Source organism: Oceanobacter kriegii DSM 6294, from assembly GCF_000422845.1.
Classification (GTDB): Bacteria; Pseudomonadota; Gammaproteobacteria; order Pseudomonadales; family Oceanobacteraceae; genus Oceanobacter; species Oceanobacter kriegii.
In genome coordinates this window covers 114,879-133,331 of the sequence record NZ_AUGV01000017.1, presented here as the reverse complement: position 1 = coordinate 133,331, position 18,453 = coordinate 114,879, and the positions used below count along the sequence as shown (strand labels likewise).

The 18,453-nt window shown below is 53.2% G+C and carries 15 protein-coding genes and 3 tRNA genes; 14 read left to right on the top strand and 4 right to left on the bottom strand.

Annotated features, from left to right (window positions below; all coding sequences use genetic code 11):
* Positions 1-37: 37 nt before the first annotated feature.
* The 8 genes from G516_RS0110110 (at position 38) to G516_RS0110075 (ending at position 7,134) form a co-directional block, all read left to right on the top strand.
* The gene (locus G516_RS0110110; protein WP_028293554.1) at positions 38-2,755 is read left to right on the top strand and encodes a bifunctional acetate--CoA ligase family protein/GNAT family N-acetyltransferase; all 2,718 of its coding nucleotides are present in this window, start codon (positions 38-40) and stop codon (positions 2,753-2,755) included.
* 60 nt (positions 2,756-2,815) lie between these two features.
* Complete coding sequence (gene uvrY / locus G516_RS0110105) at positions 2,816-3,463, top strand: UvrY/SirA/GacA family response regulator transcription factor (protein ID WP_028293553.1); 648 nt, start codon at positions 2,816-2,818, stop codon at positions 3,461-3,463.
* A 3-nt stretch (positions 3,464-3,466) separates the two neighbouring features.
* Positions 3,467-5,290: an excinuclease ABC subunit UvrC gene (uvrC, locus tag G516_RS0110100; RefSeq protein WP_028293552.1), complete on the top strand. Its 1,824-nt coding sequence runs from the start codon at positions 3,467-3,469 to the stop codon at positions 5,288-5,290.
* Positions 5,291-5,338: 48 nt separating this feature from the next.
* Positions 5,339-5,881, top strand: coding sequence for a CDP-diacylglycerol--glycerol-3-phosphate 3-phosphatidyltransferase (pgsA, locus tag G516_RS0110095; RefSeq protein ID WP_028293551.1), 543 nt, complete (start codon positions 5,339-5,341; stop codon positions 5,879-5,881).
* Between the two features lie 104 nt (positions 5,882-5,985).
* Positions 5,986-6,061: transfer RNA gene (locus G516_RS0110090), tRNA-Gly, on the top strand.
* Between the two features lie 85 nt (positions 6,062-6,146).
* Positions 6,147-6,220: transfer RNA gene (locus tag G516_RS0110085), tRNA-Cys, on the top strand.
* Between the two features lie 37 nt (positions 6,221-6,257).
* Positions 6,258-6,344: transfer RNA gene (locus tag G516_RS0110080), tRNA-Leu, on the top strand.
* A 268-nt stretch (positions 6,345-6,612) separates the two neighbouring features.
* Complete coding sequence (locus G516_RS0110075) at positions 6,613-7,134, top strand: DUF1285 domain-containing protein (protein WP_028293550.1); 522 nt, start codon at positions 6,613-6,615, stop codon at positions 7,132-7,134.
* 53 nt (positions 7,135-7,187) lie between these two features.
* Here the strand turns inward: G516_RS0110075 and G516_RS0110070 are convergent, their stop codons facing one another.
* Together G516_RS0110070 and G516_RS21945 are read right to left on the bottom strand one after the other, a co-directional pair.
* Entirely contained in the window at positions 7,188-8,897 is a 1,710-nt protein-coding gene (locus G516_RS0110070) for an ABC transporter substrate-binding protein (protein ID WP_028293549.1), read from the bottom strand.
* Between the two features lie 58 nt (positions 8,898-8,955).
* Positions 8,956-10,512: a LysM peptidoglycan-binding domain-containing protein gene (locus G516_RS21945; RefSeq protein WP_036535710.1), complete on the bottom strand. Its 1,557-nt coding sequence runs from the start codon at positions 10,510-10,512 to the stop codon at positions 8,956-8,958.
* Between the two features lie 99 nt (positions 10,513-10,611).
* On the opposite strand from G516_RS21945, the gene G516_RS23915 reads away from it, so the two are divergent.
* The 3 genes from G516_RS23915 to dnaQ are packed head-to-tail and all read left to right on the top strand — an operon-like array spanning position 10,612 to position 12,520.
* Positions 10,612-11,385, top strand: coding sequence for a methyltransferase domain-containing protein (locus tag G516_RS23915; RefSeq protein WP_051219220.1), 774 nt, complete (start codon positions 10,612-10,614; stop codon positions 11,383-11,385).
* On the top strand, positions 11,382-11,816 hold the full coding sequence (gene rnhA, locus G516_RS0110055; protein WP_028293548.1) for a ribonuclease HI: 435 nt from the start codon (positions 11,382-11,384) through the stop codon (positions 11,814-11,816). The genes G516_RS23915 and rnhA overlap by 4 nt, the downstream gene beginning before the upstream one ends.
* The gene (gene dnaQ / locus G516_RS0110050; RefSeq protein ID WP_028293547.1) at positions 11,813-12,520 is read left to right on the top strand and encodes a DNA polymerase III subunit epsilon; all 708 of its coding nucleotides are present in this window, start codon (positions 11,813-11,815) and stop codon (positions 12,518-12,520) included. Before rnhA ends, dnaQ begins: the two co-directional genes overlap by 4 nt.
* Before the next feature lie 116 nt (positions 12,521-12,636).
* Here dnaQ and nhaB read toward each other — a convergent pair whose 3' ends face one another.
* Entirely contained in the window at positions 12,637-14,148 is a 1,512-nt protein-coding gene (gene nhaB / locus G516_RS0110045) for a sodium/proton antiporter NhaB (protein WP_028293546.1), read from the bottom strand.
* Between the two features lie 238 nt (positions 14,149-14,386).
* Between nhaB and G516_RS0110040 the strand changes: the two genes are divergently transcribed.
* Positions 14,387-16,030 (top strand): hypothetical protein, encoded by a 1,644-nt coding sequence (locus G516_RS0110040; RefSeq protein WP_028293545.1) that lies wholly within the window; start codon positions 14,387-14,389, stop codon positions 16,028-16,030.
* Positions 16,031-16,036: 6 nt separating this feature from the next.
* Entirely contained in the window at positions 16,037-16,678 is a 642-nt protein-coding gene (locus G516_RS0110035; protein WP_028293544.1) for a hypothetical protein, read from the top strand.
* Positions 16,679-16,784: 106 nt separating this feature from the next.
* Here G516_RS0110035 and G516_RS0110030 read toward each other — a convergent pair whose 3' ends face one another.
* The gene (locus G516_RS0110030) at positions 16,785-17,099 is read right to left on the bottom strand and encodes an SCP2 sterol-binding domain-containing protein (RefSeq protein ID WP_028293543.1); all 315 of its coding nucleotides are present in this window, start codon (positions 17,097-17,099) and stop codon (positions 16,785-16,787) included.
* A 203-nt stretch (positions 17,100-17,302) separates the two neighbouring features.
* On the opposite strand from G516_RS0110030, the gene sohB reads away from it, so the two are divergent.
* Positions 17,303-18,367: a protease SohB gene (gene sohB, locus G516_RS0110025; RefSeq protein WP_028293542.1), complete on the top strand. Its 1,065-nt coding sequence runs from the start codon at positions 17,303-17,305 to the stop codon at positions 18,365-18,367.
* The last annotated feature ends 86 nt before the right edge of the window (positions 18,368-18,453 follow it).

Genomic DNA, 18,453 nt, shown 5'->3' with positions numbered 1-18,453 from the left:
TTACACTCAGGCCAACTCAACTAAAGGATCAGTCTGCATGGGTACACGCTCTTTAGAGTTGTTCTTTCGACCCAGGGTAATTGCTGTTATTGGCGCGTCTGAACGTCCCGGCAGTGTTGGCGGTGCGGTGGTGAAAAACCTGCTCAATAGCGAGTTTGGTGGCACCATCATTCCGATCAACACTCGCGGTTACGACGAAATTTACGGCGTTCCGGCATTAACGCGAATAAGTCAGTTAACCACTGTGCCTGATCTGGCCATCATTTGCACACCGGTTGAAACCGTGCCCAAAGTGCTGAAGCAGCTGCACGGCAAAGGTGTTGGTGCAGCACTGCTGCTGACCGGCGGTATCGATCGCAGTCGCTCGTGGCAATATCGTCCGGCATCCGATCGGCTGGAACAGGTTATCCAGCAGACCAACATCCGTATTCTGGGCCCTGACTGTCTGGGACTGGTGTTGCCATGGCGCAAGCTCAATGCATCGCTGCTGCATGTGCCTGTGCGAGCGGGCAATATTGCTTACATCGGCCAGTCCGGCACGCTGGCTTCTGGCGTGCTCGACTGGGCATTCAGCCGCAACGTGGGGTTTTCCCATGTGGTTACGCTGGGCAGCAATAACGACGTTACCTTTTCTGATTTGGTCGACTTCATCGTCCAGGAACCCCATGTACAGACCATTCTGGTGCAGCTGGACGAAATTGGCTCCGGCAAGGCATTGGTGCGCTCTCTGCGAGCGGCGTCCCGCCACAAACTGGTGCTGTCGGTCAAAAGCAACCGTTTTCCTGGCAATCCTTTAAACCGGGTCAGTCCGCCCAAGGGACTGGCCAGCCGCGACATTCTGATTGATGAAATGTTGGCGCGGGCAGGGGTGTTGCGGGTAAGCGATACCGACGAGATGTTCCATTGCGTCGATACCCTGCGTCGCCAGCGCGAATCCTTTGGCCCGCGATTGGCGGTCATTGCCAACGGCCGTGGCCCGGCGATTCTGGCGCTTGATCGTCTGCTGCAAGATGGTGGCACGCTGGCCGAGCTGTCGGACGAAACTCGCACCCATTTGCGTGGTTTGTTGCCAGAGTATGTGCGTACCGGCAACCCACTTCTGCTAAATCCGGAGCTTCAGCCGCATCAACTGGCCGCCGTCGCCAACACCGTGCTTGCCGACAAGCAGGTGGATGCCCTGTTGGTGATCTACATCCCCGGCATCGGTACCGACCCGCTGGCCAACGCCGAAGCGCTGGTAAAAGTAGCCCGCAAGTTCAACAAAAGCGTACTGACCAGCTGGATTGGCGAATACTCGGTTGAAACAGCCCGTGATCATTTTGGTGCCAACAGCATTCCGACGTTCGACACCCCGGACAATGCCATCAAGGCGTACATGTACATGGTGCGCCACCAGCTAACCCAGGAGCTGCTGCGCGAAACGCCATCCAGCCTCGAGATTCCGATCTCATCGGGCTATATGGAAGTTGACCGGGAAATTCAGGAGCGTCATCGCCCCGGTGACTACCTGCTGCCCGATTGCGCCTGGAAGTTGCTGAAGGCATACGGCTTTGCGTTTGCAGAAAATCACTATCGCACCACCTTGTCGGAGCTTCTGGACGCTGCCCACGAAATTCCAGACCCTTGGGTGTTGCGAGTGCACCACCGGGATTATTTGTACCCCTTCGCGTACGGCAATAACCCGCGTGAACGCATGCGCAGTGTTGTGCGAAATATTCAAAGTGAGGAAGAATTGCTGGAAGGCGCAGAGAAGCTGGAATCTGCCATTGCCGAGCGCTTCCCGAAAAGTCCGGTATTAGGGTACACCGTGCAAACCATGCACCGGGCGCTGGATAACCTGCAGTTCTCGTTTGGTATTGGTCGCGATTCTGAGATTGGCCCTTATTTGTTCTTTGGTGGTGGTGGTACCACCGCTGACACGTTGGTCGATCGCCAGGTGGCACTGCCGCCACTGAACGCAAATCTGGCAGAAAAGTTGATCAAACGCAGCCATTTCTACGAAGTATTGCAAGAACGGTCCGAAAACATTGACCGCGAACTTGTTACACTCGAACGTTGGTTGGTGGCGCTGTCGCACATCGCGCTGAACCACCCATGGTTGGCTGGCTTGGAAGTTAACGCCATTCGCCAGAAGGTGGGCCACTACATTGCCATTGGCATCGCGGGCGAGGTTGGCCCAGCGGTGAAAAGTGCCATATTGCCGTACCCAACCGAGTTGGAAAGCCAGTTCACGGGCAAAAGCGGTCGTCAGTTTCAGATTCGCCCGATTCGTGGCGAGGACGAGCCGTTACTGGAGCGTTTTTATCGCCAGCTCAGTGCGGAATCGCTACGCCTGCGGTTCTTTGGCGCTCGCAGCCATTTTGACCACAGTGAACTGGCGCGCTTTACCCAGATTGATTACGACCGGGAAATGGCCTTTGTGGCCTTCGACGACAACCAGCTTTACGGCGTTGTGCGGGTCTTTATCGATGCCGACGATGTTGCCGGGGAGTATTCGGTGATTGTCGACGACACACTGAAAGGCGAAGGTCTGGGTAAGCATTTAATGCAGGTTATGATAGATTACCTCACCGAACGAGGGGTGCTACAGGTTTACGGCACCGTGCTGCCGCACAATAAACCCATGTTGGGTTTGAACCGTAAACTGGGCTTCACACTTCACCACGACCATGAAGAAGGCGTAGTGGAGGTGACCAAGAACCTCAATCCGCTGAAGTATGCCTGGCAAAGAAAACGTATGTATCCTGCCTCATAGGCAAGAGCACCTGTATCCACGCTGTCGATTGACGGCCTTTAGAATCAAGTGGGGTATCCTTTGATTTCTGTGTTAGTTGTAGATGATCACGAGCTGGTTCGCTCCGGGATCACAGCAATATTGGCTGACGCAAAAGGAATTGAAGTGGTTGGACAAGCTGAGTCCGGGGAAGACGCTGTTCAGTTTGTAAAAGAGCATGAGCCAGACGTTATTCTGATGGACGTTCACATGCCCGGCATCGGCGGGCTGGAAGCGACTCGAAAAATCACCAAATCCTGGCAAGACACCAAAGTCATTGCCGTTACTGCGTGCGACGACAACCCGTTTGCCCAGCGTCTGCTTCAGGCCGGCGCATCGGGTTACATTACCAAGGGTGCGGACGCCGACGAGATGATCATGGCGATCATCAAGGTGCAACACGGCCAGAAGTACATCAGCACCGAAATTGCCCAGCGCATGGCACTGCGACCATTCCAGGAAACCAGCCAGAACCCGTTCGATGAACTGTCGGAACGGGAAATGCAGATTGCCCTGATGATCGTTAACTGTCAGCGTCCGGCAACCATCGGCGAAAAGCTGTTTTTGAGCCCCAAGACCGTGAACAGTTATCGCTATCGCATTTTTGAAAAACTTGGCATTGATGGCGACGTTGAACTGACCCGCCTGGCCATACGACACGGCCTGATTGATCCCAACAGCCTTGCGTAATACATGTCTGAATTTGATATCAAGTCATTCCTCGGCACGCTGACCCAGCGTGCCGGTGTTTACCGCATGTATTCAGACAGCAATGAGCTGCTGTATGTCGGTAAAGCCAAAAACCTCAAAAACCGTGTTTCCAGTTATTTCCGCGCCCGCGGATTGAATGCCAAGACCGTTGCCCTGGTCAGTAACATTCATCACATCGAAATCACGGTAACCGCCAGCGAAGCGGAAGCCCTGCTGCTTGAGCAAACCCTGATCAAGCAACATCGGCCGCCGTACAATATCCTGCTGAAGGACGACAAATCCTACCCCTACATTCATTTGTCGAGCCACGAATATCCGTTGCTGGCCTATCGAAGGGGCAAGCGCGTCAGTCGGGGTGGTGAATACTTTGGCCCATACCCCAATTCCGGGGCAGTGCGAGAAACACTGAATTACCTCCAGCGCCTGTTTTTGATTCGGTCTTGCGAAGACAGCTATTTCAATCATCGCAGCCGGCCTTGCCTGCAGTACGAAATCAAACGCTGCTCCGCACCCTGCGTTGGCATGATCAGCGAGCAGCAATACAACGACGATATCAATAAGGCCCGACGGTTTTTACAGGGTAAAAACACCGAGCTGGTGTCCGAATTACAGCAAGAGATGATGAACGCATCTGCTCAGCTGGAATTTGAACAGGCCGCCGATATACGTGACCGGCTGGAATTGCTGCGCCGCATTCAGGAAAAACAAACTGTTGAAGCGGGTAGCAAGAGCGCCGACGTCTGGGCCATTGTCGAGTTTGAAAACGTCATCTGCATTCACCGGCTGGTGTTTCGTCAGGGTCGTCTGGTTAATAGTAAAAACTATTATCCAAACAACCCAATCGGTGAGCCACTGGATGAACTGATGCTGGATTTTGTCGGTCAGTTCTACCTGTCCGATATGTCGGGTGAAGGCTTCCCGAAAGAACTGATCATGGATTGCGAGCCAGATCCGTCCACCGCCATTACTGAAGCGGTACGACTGCGAGCTGGCGCCGTGATAAAGCACAGCCGCGGCATTCGTGGCGAGCTGCGGCGCTGGCGTGCCATGGCGGAAGAAAACGCCCGCACCGGCGCCCAGGTGAAAATTTCAGGTCACAAGGAAAGTCTCAAGAAGCTTGAGTCCGTGGCCAGCTTGCTGAGCCTTTCGCAATCGCCAACCCGTATCGAGTGCTTCGATATCAGTCATTCAAAAGGGGAGGCGACCTACGCCTCTTGCGTGGTGTACGACACCGAAGGGCTGGCCAAGAAGCGTTACAGACGCTTTGGTATTAAAGGTGTGGCGGCGGGTGATGACTACGCAGCGCTTGATCAAGCCGTGAGGCGCCACTTCACCAACCTGAAAGAACAGCAGGACCTGCCGTCGGTGTTGCTGATTGATGGCGGCAAAGGACAAATAAACCGGGTTAATCAGGTTCTGATTGAGCTGGAAATAAACAATGTGGCCTTGTGGGGTATATCCAAGGGTGAAACACGGAAATCCGGTTGGGAATTTCTATGGGAACCTGACAATCCTCAACCTATAATGCCCGACGCTCACGACGACGGATTCCGCTTGCTGCAATTGGTCCGGGACGAGGCGCACCGCTTCGCCATTACCGGCCACCGCAAACAACGGGCGAAATCCCGGGGCAGCTCAACTCTGGAAGACTTGCCAGGGGTTGGTCCCAAACGGCGTAAGGCATTATTGCTGCATTTTGGCAGCCTGAAAAACATGAAAGGGGCACCGCGGGAAGAATTCGCCAAGGTGCCGGGTGTTAGCAAAAAACTCGCAGATCAGATTTTCGCACAGCTACATGGCGAGTAGTGACATCGATTATTGCTAACCGCAACTAAGGTGGTACCAGTGACAACATTGAACATCCCGAACATGCTCACCCTTGGGCGTATTGTAATGATCCCGCTGATGGTCATCAGCTACTACTGGTTGGGAGACGGCGGCAAGATTCTCGCCGCGGCTATTTTCGCCCTGGCCGCCGTGACCGACTGGTTTGATGGTTATCTGGCTCGCAAACTGAATCAATCCACCCCCCTGGGTGCTTTTCTGGACCCGGTAGCCGACAAGCTGATTGTGGCAGCAGCGTTAATGGTGCTGGTGGAAGATTACGCCGTCACCTGGATTACCATTCCGGCCATGGTGATTGTTGGCCGTGAAATTGTGATCTCGGCCTTGAGAGAGTGGATGGCTGAGCTGGGTAAGCGCGCTAATGTGGCGGTATCTTCGCTGGGTAAAATCAAAACCACCTTGCAAATGGTTTCTATCATTCTGCTGTTGGCCGCCCAGGACATTCACGTGCTTGAGTGGCCCGGTGTGATTGCCTTGTTCGTTGCCGCAGTACTGACGGTTTGGTCCATGCTGATTTACCTGAAGGCAGCCTGGCCTGAGCTGCGCTCTTGAGGTCATTTTTTGCATCCGTCGCTAAGTCCCTAAAAATAAAGAAAAAAGTTTTAAAAAAGGGGTTGACGGCTGAGAGCGCATCCTTATAATGCGCACCATCTTTTGCGGGAATAGCTCAGTTGGTAGAGCACAACCTTGCCAAGGTTGGGGTCGCGAGTTCGAATCTCGTTTCCCGCTCCAGATTTTATAGATGTATTTACACGGTGTTCTTCACCAGTCTTCGTAAATCTTCTATATCTCTTCCCTGTCTATCAGGAAAGGAAAAGGCGCGATAGCAAAGCGGTTATGCACTGGATTGCAAATCCACGTAGGCCGGTTCGACTCCGGCTCGCGCCTCCATTTTTCAAATCCCTTTTCAGGTATTTGTTCTGGTTCAGCCCGAATGGTGGAATTGGTAGACACAGGAGACTTAAAATCTCCCGACCTTACGGTCGTGCCGGTTCAAGTCCGGCTTCGGGCACCATTGTTTCATATCCCAAATATTCCCTTTAGATACTTTTCTTTCTAAAACAACCACTTACGGTTGACCTGTCGCTTTTCGATCATCCCTACCTGTTCTCGTTTTTCCCTGTTTGCTAAGTTTTTTACGGTGAAATTACGTTTTCTCTACGCCGAAACACTATCAAACAGCACTCAGTACATGCCTGGCGGCAAATGACTACACCCACCGATTGAATACAACAGCATTGCGTGTTCTCCTGATGCCGTCATTCCGCAACACGGTAACTGTTATGTCATTTCAATCCCTAGAACAGCTGTTAGGCCAACAGGCTCGTGGTGAACTGCCGCCCGTTAGTGACTGGAATCCGGATTTCTGCGGCGACATCGACATCCGCATAGACAAACAGGGCACCTGGTATCATGAAGGCAGCGAATTCAAACGCGAGAAACTCGTCAAACTGTTTGCCTCGATCCTGAAAAAAGAAGGCGACGAGTACTTTCTGGTAACGCCAGTTGAAAAACTTCGCATTCAGGTGGAAGACCTGCCTTTTCAGATCATCATGATCCACAAGGACGACGATGGCCTTCAAGCAGCGACCAACATGGGCGACATGATCACCATCGACCAGCAGCATCCGATCACGCTGTCGCAGTTTGATGACGGGGAAGTACCCGAGGTGGAAATCAGAAATGGCTTAAAAGCCCGTTTTAACCGCAGCAGCTATTACCAACTGGTGGATTTGGCAGAAGAAAGAGCAGGGCTGTTTGTTGTGTCCAGCCATGGCTGTGAATTTGTTTTAGGAGAGTTCTAAGCTCTTCCGCGGCATGCCACTGAAATTTCGCGAAGCCCACCAGCGCAAGCCAATCACTGACCAGCGCCAATAGGAATCACCTTGCCGTGCCCGCGGACTTTTCTGCGGGACAGGATGTCTGATTTTTTACGGGCATCGATTACCATCCAGCCGCCGTATTGAATATCGAGCGGATCAAATCGATAGCCCACTGGCGCAGCAGGCGCGTGCTCAGCATTTTCATCGGCCGATGCTACGGGTAATACCCAATCCCAGGCCAAATAACTTTTGTGAGTGGATTGATGAAGCTCGCAATTTACGCCCGCCGAAGAGATCCCCATGCGCGATGCCAAATACGATGCTGGCGACTCCAAAGACTCGAACTCCAACCAGGCCATATCCACCCTGGCGCGCTCAAAGTCAGACAACACCGCTGCGGTCGACCGTTGCTCTGTTGTTATCTCAGCACGTGTTTCTCTCGCCAATTGATCCTGCAAAGACACGGGCAACGCGTCCGAAGAGTAGGCCAGCCGAACCACTTGATCCGCTTGCGTCCCGGTTAATGCCTCCGGCCTGATCAGCAAGCAAGACCACACCGCAGTGACTGACCCCCCCTGCGTGTGTGCATGTGCTTTGGTATTGCTATTGGTGCTGGCATTGGCATAACGATACACATCAACCTGATTGATCGGCTGCTGCTGAACCACATCGGCAACATACTGCCCCGAGTGCTCATGGGAGACAATTTCGAGGTAATCAATGTCTCCCTTGCGCAAGCGGTCATAGCCTGCGGCTTCATTCGGGATCAGGTAGATATTGATTTTTGCCGGACGAAACCGCTCGGCAAACATGGGCAATTCATCACCAAACCAACGCTCATTGCGACTCAATGTGATGCGCTCGCCCGCCACAAGACGACTGATGTAATAGGGCCCGGTGGTTGGCTCCGCATGCCAACCCTTGTTGTCATAGCGAATATCGGACTGCCGCCAGTAACGATGGGAATACAGTTTCAAGGCAGCCAGCTGATGCATGGTTTCGGTATCAAGCGGCTGGGTCAGCGACAGACTGAAGTCGGTGTCGTTGTGAATTTCAACCGCACCAACACCGTGATTCAACTGGTCGATCAACCAAGGAGTAGAGGACGATTTGTCCGTCAAAAACCGAAAGGTGAACGCAACGTCTGCTGTTGTTACCGGGTAGCCGTCGGACCAAATTGCATCGGGATTGACCCTGAAGCCAATACGCTGGCGGTCCTGACTCAGCGTCCATCCTGCTGCTAACGCAGGGGCCCAGCGTTCTTTTGTTGCGTGCTGATCAGCACCACCAGCAACCGGGAACATCAGCGGCAATTGCAGTTTTTGCAGCAGTGTAGAAAAAGGGGAATCTTGCTCTGAAGGCAAGCGGGTCAAACGGCCACCCGTGTAAGGTATGGCGGTTCTCAGTACGCCAGATATATCCGTCGTGCTCATGTCTGGAGTCAGAGCAGCGGCGGGACCAGAACCAGCAGAGCTATAAGAGCCATCAGAAGCGAGAGCGCTGCCAGAGCGCAGAGCGGGGCTTTCAAGCGAATGCCAGCTGCCATTCGCCTCTGCCATGAACTGTTCAGGTGTTAGTGGCACATCCTGCACAACCAACTCGGCATTGGCCGACGACACAGAAAAGCCCGCAAGAGCAATAAAAGCCGAATAGACTGCCGGAAAAACAGCTAACGAGCGTGATTTACAGCCCCGACAGAACGAAGCGTGGAGTTTTTTACGATTGAAGCGAAAGGCAAAGCCCATTTGTATTTCCTTTAGAAAGAAGTCCAAACAGGCTCCCAATAGCCCTGCCAAGGTTTGTTTAGCGCACAACGTTGACGTAAAGCAGCAGCTTCATCCCAGGTTGCAGGTACTTGCTGCTGGTGTCGTTCGGGTTCCATTTGCGGATGTCGTTCACACCCACCCGGAATCGACTGCCAATACTGGCCAGAGAATCCCCCGAGCGCACCGTGTAGGTGACCCGGCGAATCTCCTTACGGCCCGAGCTTTGTGTCGCCTTGGTCCAAATCGTCAGGTTTTTCCCCACGGTCAATGGATCACCCGGCGCCATACCGTTCCAATGAGCAATTTGTCGTGAGGTCACGCCATATTTCTTGCCAATCCCCCAGAAAGAATCGCCAGAACGTACGGTGTACACCACTTTATTAGTGCCACTTGGCTGGCGATTGCTACGGGTGCGATCCAATCGCTGGGTCAAGCTGTATGAATACGCCGCCTGGCCTTTCATAGCTCCCGGGATCAACAGGGTTTGGCCCACGCGAATGGTATTGCTACTCAGGTCATTAACCCGCTTGATAACATCAACTGTAGTCCGAAATTGCTTGCCGATGGTTTGCAGGTTGTCACCAGACTTCACCACGTAACGGTTCCACTGCACACGTTTGTTGCTTGGCAGGGCGCTCAGGCGAGAGACAAACTCATCGTAAGCCTCGTACGGAACCAGCACTTCATGCGGGCCGTCAGGGTGGGTTGCCCAACGGTTAAAGCCCGGATTCAGCCGATAGATTTCTTCCAGTTCGGTATTGGCCAATTCGGCAACCTGCGTCAGGTCAATCTGACCGCCAGTTTGCACCACGGCAAAATAAGGTTCGTTAGCCACCGCGGTAAACGGGCTTTTGTATCGCTCCGGATATTTCAGCAGCTGCGCCAATGCCAGCAATTTGGGAACGTAGGCTCGGGTTTCTTTTGGCAGTTCCAGATTCCAGAAGTCCGTGGCCATACCCCTGTTGCGATTCTTGCGAATGGCTTTACGAACTGTGCCGCCGCCGGAGTTATACGACGCCAGTGCTAATTCCCAGTCGCCGTCGAACTGGCGCGACAAGCTGCTTAAATAGTCCAGCGCCGCATTGGTTGCTGCACGAATATCCCGACGGCCGTCGTACCACCAGTCCTGTTTCAGGCCAAAATACTTGCCCGTCGAAGGAATAAACTGCCACACGCCGGAAGCACGGCCATGACTGTAAGCAAATGGATCAAAAGCGCTTTCAACGATCGGCAGCAGGGCAATTTCCCCGGGCACGTTGCGGGCTTCGATTTGTTCGGCAATGTAGTACAAATAAGGCTCGGAGCGCTTGGTAACGCGCGCCATGTACTCGGGGTGCTTGATGTACCAGTCGCGCTGGGCCTTCAAGCGTGGATTATCAACATCCAGATCCAGCTGAAAGCGATCAAGGATACGATCCCAGACGTTCTCGGTGGTTTGAATGCTGATGAATTCCTCCGAAACAGGGGTGTCGGACACCTGTACAGGCTGGGCACTGGGTGCCCATACTTCTTCAGGTTCCTTGGGGCTGGTGGCACTGCAGCCGGTGACAATAACCAAGGGAGCCAGAATTGTGGGTAGTGAGATTAAACGCATGTGCTTAAAATGTCTGAATGTTCGGCCGACAGTCTAGAGATTGCGGTTAGCCTCAGCAACAAAGCATCACATCGGAATCGTAAAGGGAGCCTCGGCAGTATGGGCGTCAGAATCAAATCGGAAGCGTACAACCAATGGCTGACATCGGCGTCCTGCAAGCGCCTGTTGGCCATGGAAGCAGGCTGGCTACGCGAGGTTCTGGTCGATTTGCGGGGCCAGCACCTGCTGTATTCGGGCATCGACAGCACCCCCCGATTTCTCAAGCGCAACCGCATGCGTCACGCCTTTGTGATGGGTATGCCGTGGGCCAAGGACAACCATTGCGATGCTCGCATGAGTGATGATCTTTGGCCGCTTGCTGACGAATCCGTCGAAGCCGTTATTTTGCAACACAGCCTCGATATGTCGGTACGTCCACACCAAATGGTGAGAGAGGCCTCACGGGTGTTGCAGTCCAGTGGTTACCTGGTGATTGTGGGCTGGAACCCCTACAGCATTTTTGGTGCCTCCAAGGCTGCCATGACGCTATCTGCCAAATTGCCCTGGATCGCCAACTGCGTGAGTTCCAACCGTTTGGAAGACTGGCTGACCTTGCTCGACTTCCGCGTCGAACGGGTGTCCCATATTGCTCATCTTTGGCCACTTAGAATGATCACAGAAAGTGCCAGCCGACGCTTCGACCGGGTCGCCGCTGGCCATAACTGGCTACCATCAAATGCCTATATACTGGTGGCCAGAAAGACCGTTGCAGGTACAACGCGCCTGAAACAAAGGCGCTGGAGTCTGCGGCCGGACTTTGTGCCGACGCCAGCCATTGCCCGGCTGCCGGCCATTCATAATATTCAACCCACAGGCAACTGTTTTAAACAATGAAAGTAGAGATATACACCGATGGCGCCTGTAAAGGTAACCCTGGCGCTGGTGGCTGGGGTGCACTGCTGCGCTTCGGAGAAGCAGAGAAAGAATTGTTTGGTGGCGAAGCCAATACCACCAACAACCGGATGGAGTTGATGGCTGCCATTCAAGGGCTTGAGGCACTGACTCGCCCTTGTGAGGTGGTACTGACCACCGACTCCAAATACGTCAAACAGGGTATCCAGCAGTGGATGGCAGGTTGGAAACGTAATGGCTGGAAAACCGCATCCAAAGCACCGGTCAAAAACAAGGACCTGTGGGTGCGACTGGATGAAGCCTGTAACCGCCATCAGGTAGAATGGCAATGGGTTAAGGGTCACGCCGGTCACGCCGAAAACGAACGCGCTGACCAGTTGGCCAACAAGGGCGTCGCCAAGGTAATGTCATGAGACAAGTCGTACTCGATACAGAAACCACCGGTATTGGTGAAGGTCACCGCATCCTTGAGATCGGTTGCGTGGAAGTTATTGAACGAAAATTGACCGGTCGTCATTTTCACAAATACATCCACCCACAACGTCCAATCGACGAAGAAGCCCAGAACGTTCACGGTATTTCGATCGAATGGTTGGAAGAACAGGGCAGTCCGGTATTTGCCGACGTTGCTCAGGAATTCATCGACTTTATTGCTGGCGCCGAGCTGGTGATTCACAACGCCGCGTTCGACGTCGGCATGATGGATGCCGAATTCAAACTACTGGGCCTGCCTGCCACCAGCACCTTCTGTAGCGTGCTGGACACGCTGAAACTGGCCCGCGACATGTTCCCGGGTTCCAGGGTTTCCCTCGACGCCTTGTGTAAGCGTTTCGATATTGATAACAGCCACCGTGAGCTGCACGGGGCTTTGCTCGACTCCGAGATTCTGGCCGACGTTTACCTGTTCATGACCGGTGGTCAAACCGACCTGATGCTGTCAGTCGATGACGATGGCGACGATGATGGAGCCAAACTGGATCTTGAAGCCTTGACATCCGCTGCCGCCGGCGCAGAGCTGTCGATCATCACAGCAACCGACGCGGAAGTTCAGGCCCATGAGAAATTCCTGGAGCTGATCGACAAGAAAAGCGAAGGGGCTATTTGGCGGCAGATCTGATTCGTATAACTAACGTGTGACTGACGTCTGAAGCAGCACGAAAGACAAACAAAAGCCCGCTGGAACAACCATTTCAGCGGGCTTTTTAGTGCCGGGAATCTGGGTTCTGGCCGGTATTACAGCCAGTGTGTCACTGCAAAGTAACCAACACCCGTCATCACAACCGTGTACGGCAGCGCCATCACCACCATACGTCCGTAAGACAGACGAATTAACGGCGCCAACGCCGAGGTCAGCAAGAACAGAAATGCCGCCTGGCCGTTGGGTGTCGCCACACTCGGCAAGTTCGTACCGGTATTAATGGCGACCGCCAGGGCATCAAACTGCGCCCGGGATATTTCACCCGCATCCAGAGCCGATTTAACCTCGGAAATATAAACCGTCGCCACAAACACGTTGTCACTGATCATCGACAATATGCCGTTGGCCAGGAAGAACACACCTGGCTGGGATGACGGTTCAACATTACGGGTATCAAGAATCCACTCAATAATAGGCGTGAACAAATGCTGGGAGTGAATCACGCCAACAATCGCAAAAAACACCACCAATAACGCCGTAAATGGCATGGCTTCTTCAAACGCCTTACCGATTTGGTGTTCTTCAATAACGCCGTTGAACGCCGTCAGTAAAATAATTACCGCAAGGCCAATAAAACCGACTTCGGCCAAATGAAACGCCAGGCCAACCACCAGAAATACCGCAACCAGCCCCTGAACCACCAACTGCAATTGTTGCTTGGGTGCCATCTGCTCGCTCTGACGACGGTCGTAGTCTTCCAGGATGCCGCGCACTTCAGCTGGCAATTTGGCGCCATAACCGAACTTGCCGGTTTGTTCCAGCAACACACAAACCGCCAGGCCAGACACCAATACCGGCATCGTGATTGGCGCCATGATGGTGAAGAAGACAAGGAAATCCCAACCGGCCACTTTGGCAATCAACAGGTTTTGTGGCTCACCAACCAGCGTACACACACCGCCCAACGCCGTGCCTACTGCACCGTGCATCATCAGACTGCGCAAAAAGGCACGGAACTGATCCAGATCCTGACGGTGACTCTCACGTAATTCTTCGTCGTTACCGTGATTGTGATCAACGTTGAAATTCTTGCCGCTGGCAACCCGGTGATAAACGCTATAAAAGCCAACCGACACACTGATCAGTACCGCCGTCACGGTCAGTGCATCCAGGAACGCCGACAGCACCGCAGCTACGACGCTGAACAACAACGACAGCATGGTCTTGGAGCGAACGCCCAGCAGAATTTTGGTAAACACAAACAGCAGCAGGTCCTTCATAAAGAAGATACCGGCCACCATGAACATCAGCAGCAAGATCACCGGGAAGTTGTGCAGTGTTTCTTCGTACACAACTTGTGGGCTGACCATGCCCAGCAGAATGGCCTCAATGGCCAGCAAGCCACCCGGTTGCAGCGGGTAGCATTTCAGAGCCATGGCCAGAGTGAAAATGAACTCGACAATCAACAACCAGCCAGTGATATAAGTGCCCAACGTATAAACACTGACAACATTGAATGCGAGGAAAGCAAGGATGGTTTTCTTGTACCAAAGCGGAGCATTGCCAAGAAAATTCCCCATCACTGCGGTGTGTAGCGACGCGATCATTATTATTTCCTTCTTTTGGGTGCGGGAAATTTAATGAGCTAGGGATAATTTTCAACTGCCGACGGCTTCAATACTGTCGTAAAGCACGAAAAATATACTAATTGAGTAAGAAAAGCGTGATTAGGGGCAGGAATCTTGTCACATAGTAGTGATTAAAAAGGGTTAAAACGTTTCGCCATCAAAGGGTTATACAGATAGAATAACCCCAACTTTAAGCTTGGAATTGCGATTGGTCGTCATGGCAGAACTACAGACTGTAAATGAAGAAACCCAGTTTGCTGTATCGCTTAATCTCGTTAAGAGTGAAGTTCTCAACGCACTGGATTCTGCAGCCAACCAGCTGGATTATTATTCAGAAACAGGCAACCCGGATCAGCTGAAGGCATTTCTTGCCGAAATTCAGCAGATTCGTGGCACGTTCAAAATGCTGGATTTCAGGGCAGGAGAGCGCCTCTGTGAGGAGTTTGCCGAATCCGGCCGTCACGCCCGTGGTGAAGCCCTGTCGAACGCAACACTGAATGCTTTCACCCAGGCCATCGTCTACCTCAAGCGCCTGGTTGAACTGATGGCTGAAGGTTCGCCAACATCACCAAGTCTGCTGATTCCTGTCATTAACCAGATTCGCCGCAGTCGCAGTGATGCCGCACTGCCGGAATCCTATTTCTTTCTGGTCAATCTGCGTCCGCAAATCTCCACTCCGAAGGCCATTGCCGAAGCGGCGCGTTTCCCGTTTCGTCGTGCTCGTCAGATGTACCAACTCGGCCTGCTGGGCTTGATTCGCGGCCAGGGACGTTTTGGACCAGTGCAAGTCATGTCGCGAGCGGTAAAACGCTTTGAAAAGGCCAGCCAGGGCGTTGCGTCCTGGACTTTCTGGCACGTGGCATCGGCGGCTCTGGAAGCCCTGTCACAGGAAGAGTTTGAAATCACCCCTGCACGCATGGCGTTGCTGGGTCAGCTCGACCGTCAGGTTCGCCGCATTCAGGAGACCGAAGGTCGCTACTTCGCCGAGAAACAGCCCGACTGGCTGCTGAAAGAATTTGTGCATCTGGTGTCGCTGGCGAAGCCGGAAAGCGAAGCCATTCGCCAGGTTCAGAAAGAATTCCAGGTTGCCAACGGCATCAAGGAAGAGCAACTGGCCGAGGCACGTAACAAGCTCTCCGGCCCGGACGGTTCAGCGCTGGAGTCACTGGCACTGGCCCTGCAGGAAGAACTGCAAAAGGTCAAAGACCAGATCGACCTGTCCGAACGCCTGGACCTCAGCAGTGAAGACTTCCAGCTGTTGCTCGACAGCATCCGTCGCATTGGCGACACCCTGATCATTGCCAACAATCAGGAAGCCGCAGAACGTGCATCCCAATTGGCACTGCGTTTGGAAGCCGCTGGCCAACCCGGGCTGCGTGAGCACGGCGACGACATTGCCGATGAAATCATCCGTCTGGAACAAACCCTGCACTCGATTACCTCCAAGCACCTGGCGGAAGAGTCAGCCGTTGACCCGGTCAGCCTCAACGAAGCGCGCATTGCGATTCTGTCGGAATCAATGACCTCATTGGCGATGGTCAAGCGCGCAATCGGTGCGTATCTGGAATCCGACGGTGAAGTACTGCACGTTGCCAACGTCAGCAAGAGCCTGTCGGACGTTGCCGCAGCACTGCTGTTTATGGGCAATGAAACCATGTACGACATTCTGAAATCCCTGCGTGACTTCGTTGACCACGATGTTCAGGACACCAGCAAGGTGATTGAAGAGCACAAGATGGAAGCCTTTGCCGACGCCATTACCGCTGTCGAGTACTTTATGGATTCCCTCAATGGCCAATCCTCAGGGGCAGACGAAGCCGTTCGTCTGGCCCAGGACAGCCTGGCTCACCTGAAAGGATAATTTGCCATGCTGTTATCTAGCCTGCTGGGGTTTGTTGCCGTTGTCATGCTGTTGATCCTGATCGTTGTCGGCGTGATGTGGATCGGCAAACCCTGGGTCATTCAATGGATCAAAGGCACCGCGGGTATACTGCTGCTGTTTGGTGGTTTTTTACTGGTGTATTCCGGCGTCGACCTGTACAGCTACAAGCAAGCCAACGGCATTCAGCCTGCGGTCACCATCAGCACCTATAAGGTGGGCGATCAGACATTCGACCTGTCGCTGGTGGACGAAGAAGGCAACGAGCAACGCTACATCGTCAAGGGCGATCAGTGGCAGCTGGATTTCCGTCTGCTGCGCTGGACCGGCCCGATTGATTCACTGGCTGCCGCACCGGTCTACCGCATTGACCGCTTGAGTGGTCGCTACCTGTCACTGGAGCAGGAGCGTACCGCAGAGCGTACAGTTTATGGTCTGGGGCAGGGTGGCTGGATCGACGTATGGTCGGTTTTGAAAGAAAAGGGCTTTTGGCTCAAGCCGGAAATGGGCAGCGCTGTCTTTATGCCACTGGTTAACGGCGCAACCTTTGCCGTTACTGTATCTGCCAAAGGCGTGGAAGCAGAAGCCATGAATGACGTGGCTGCCAAGGCGTTGGACAGTAACTGGTAAATTTGTAAACCGCTCTGTTTTTAGAAACACCCGGACGGACAGCAAAAGAAAACACCAGAAACAAAAAACGGGCCAGCGGCCCGTTTTTTGTTGGTTTGCAATGCAATCAAGCCGGGAAGATTTCACCAATCTTGGTTGCCAGCATCATGTCGCCTTCAACACGCAATTGGCCAGACATGAAGGCCTGCATGCCGTCGGTTTCACCGGTAGCGATACCCGCAAAGGTTTCAGTGTTCATGATCAGGGTAACGTCAGCGTCGTCGTTTTCACCCTGGCCTACTTCACAGGCACCGTCTTTTACCACGATGAAGTAATCGTCGCCGTCTTCGATGTTGAATTGGAAGGTGGCGTTCAGGTCGTCTGCCGCGTCGGCGTCAAAACGGCTGTTCAGGGTGTTGATGATTTCAGAAACAGAAGTCATTGCTTGGTTCCTTATTGTTAATGTGGCAGCAATTCGCAGGCAAACTGTGGTTTTCGCCAACGCTGTTTGTCGATTGCCACTCTAGGCCGCAGCCTTGCGGGTGTCAACCAGAATTCATACGGTCGTTTGAATTCTGTTCAGGCATTTTTCCGTATCTCACTCTGGGGTAGACTAATCGTCTTACTCAGATAAAGGTTTATCGCGTGGAATTCATTTCGGAATATGGTCTGTTTCTATTAAAGACCATCACTCTTGTCGGTGCCATCGTTCTGGTCATTGGCGCCATTGCTTCTGCAAGCTCTCGCAATAAAAACAGCGCCCAGGAAGGCGATATCGTCATCAAACGACTGAACGACGACATCGAAGATTACAAGGATGCCTTTGAAGACGCCATCCTCAGCAAAGAAGAACAGAAGGCGCTGAACAAGCAACGCCAGAAAGAAGAGAAAGCCAAGGCCAAGGCGGAAAAGAAACGCGCCAAAGACGGCCTGGAATCGACAGAAACCCGCAAGCGCATTTTTGTATTGGACTTTAATGGCGACGTTAAAGCCTCCGAAGTGGATTTGCTGCGCCACGAAATTACTGCGGTACTGACCCAAATCGAAAAGGAAGACGAAATCGTTTTGCGCCTGGAAAGCCCGGGCGGCATGGTACACACCTACGGTCTGGCGGCCTCTCAGCTGAAGCGTATTCGCGACAAAGGCGTTCCACTGACCATCTGTGTTGATGAAGTAGCCGCCAGTGGCGGTTACATGATGGCGTGCCTCGGCAACAAGATCATTGCCGCTCCATTTGCATTGATTGGTTCCATTGGCGTTCTGGCCCAGGTGCCAAACTTCCACCGTCTGCTGAAAAAGAACGACGTCGACTACGAATTGTTTACCGCAGGCAAATTCAAGCGCACCGTTACCATGCTGGGCGAAAATACCGACAAGGGCCGTGAAAAATTCCAGTCTGATCTGGAAGAAACTCACACCCTGTTCCGTCAGCATGTGCAGAAATTCCGCCCTCGTCTGGATGTAGACGCGGTGGCGACCGGTGAAGTCTGGTACGGCCAACAGGCGCTGGAAAACAAGCTGATTGACGAGGTGGGCACCAGTGATGACTACATCGTTAACGCGTGCGCTAATGCCGACGTTTACAGCGTGCGTTACGAGTACAAGAAAACCCTGCAAGAAAAGCTGGGGGTCGGGGTTCAGGCCGCTATCGAGAAAGCCATGACCACCGTGCTGAACCGCATTCAGCAGCAAAACGTTAGCAAGAGCTGATCTTACCTGCTTAATCAGACTCTGCTGAGGTTTAACCTCAAGCCAATAAAAACGCCCGTTAGATTCGTCTAACGGGCGTTTTTAGT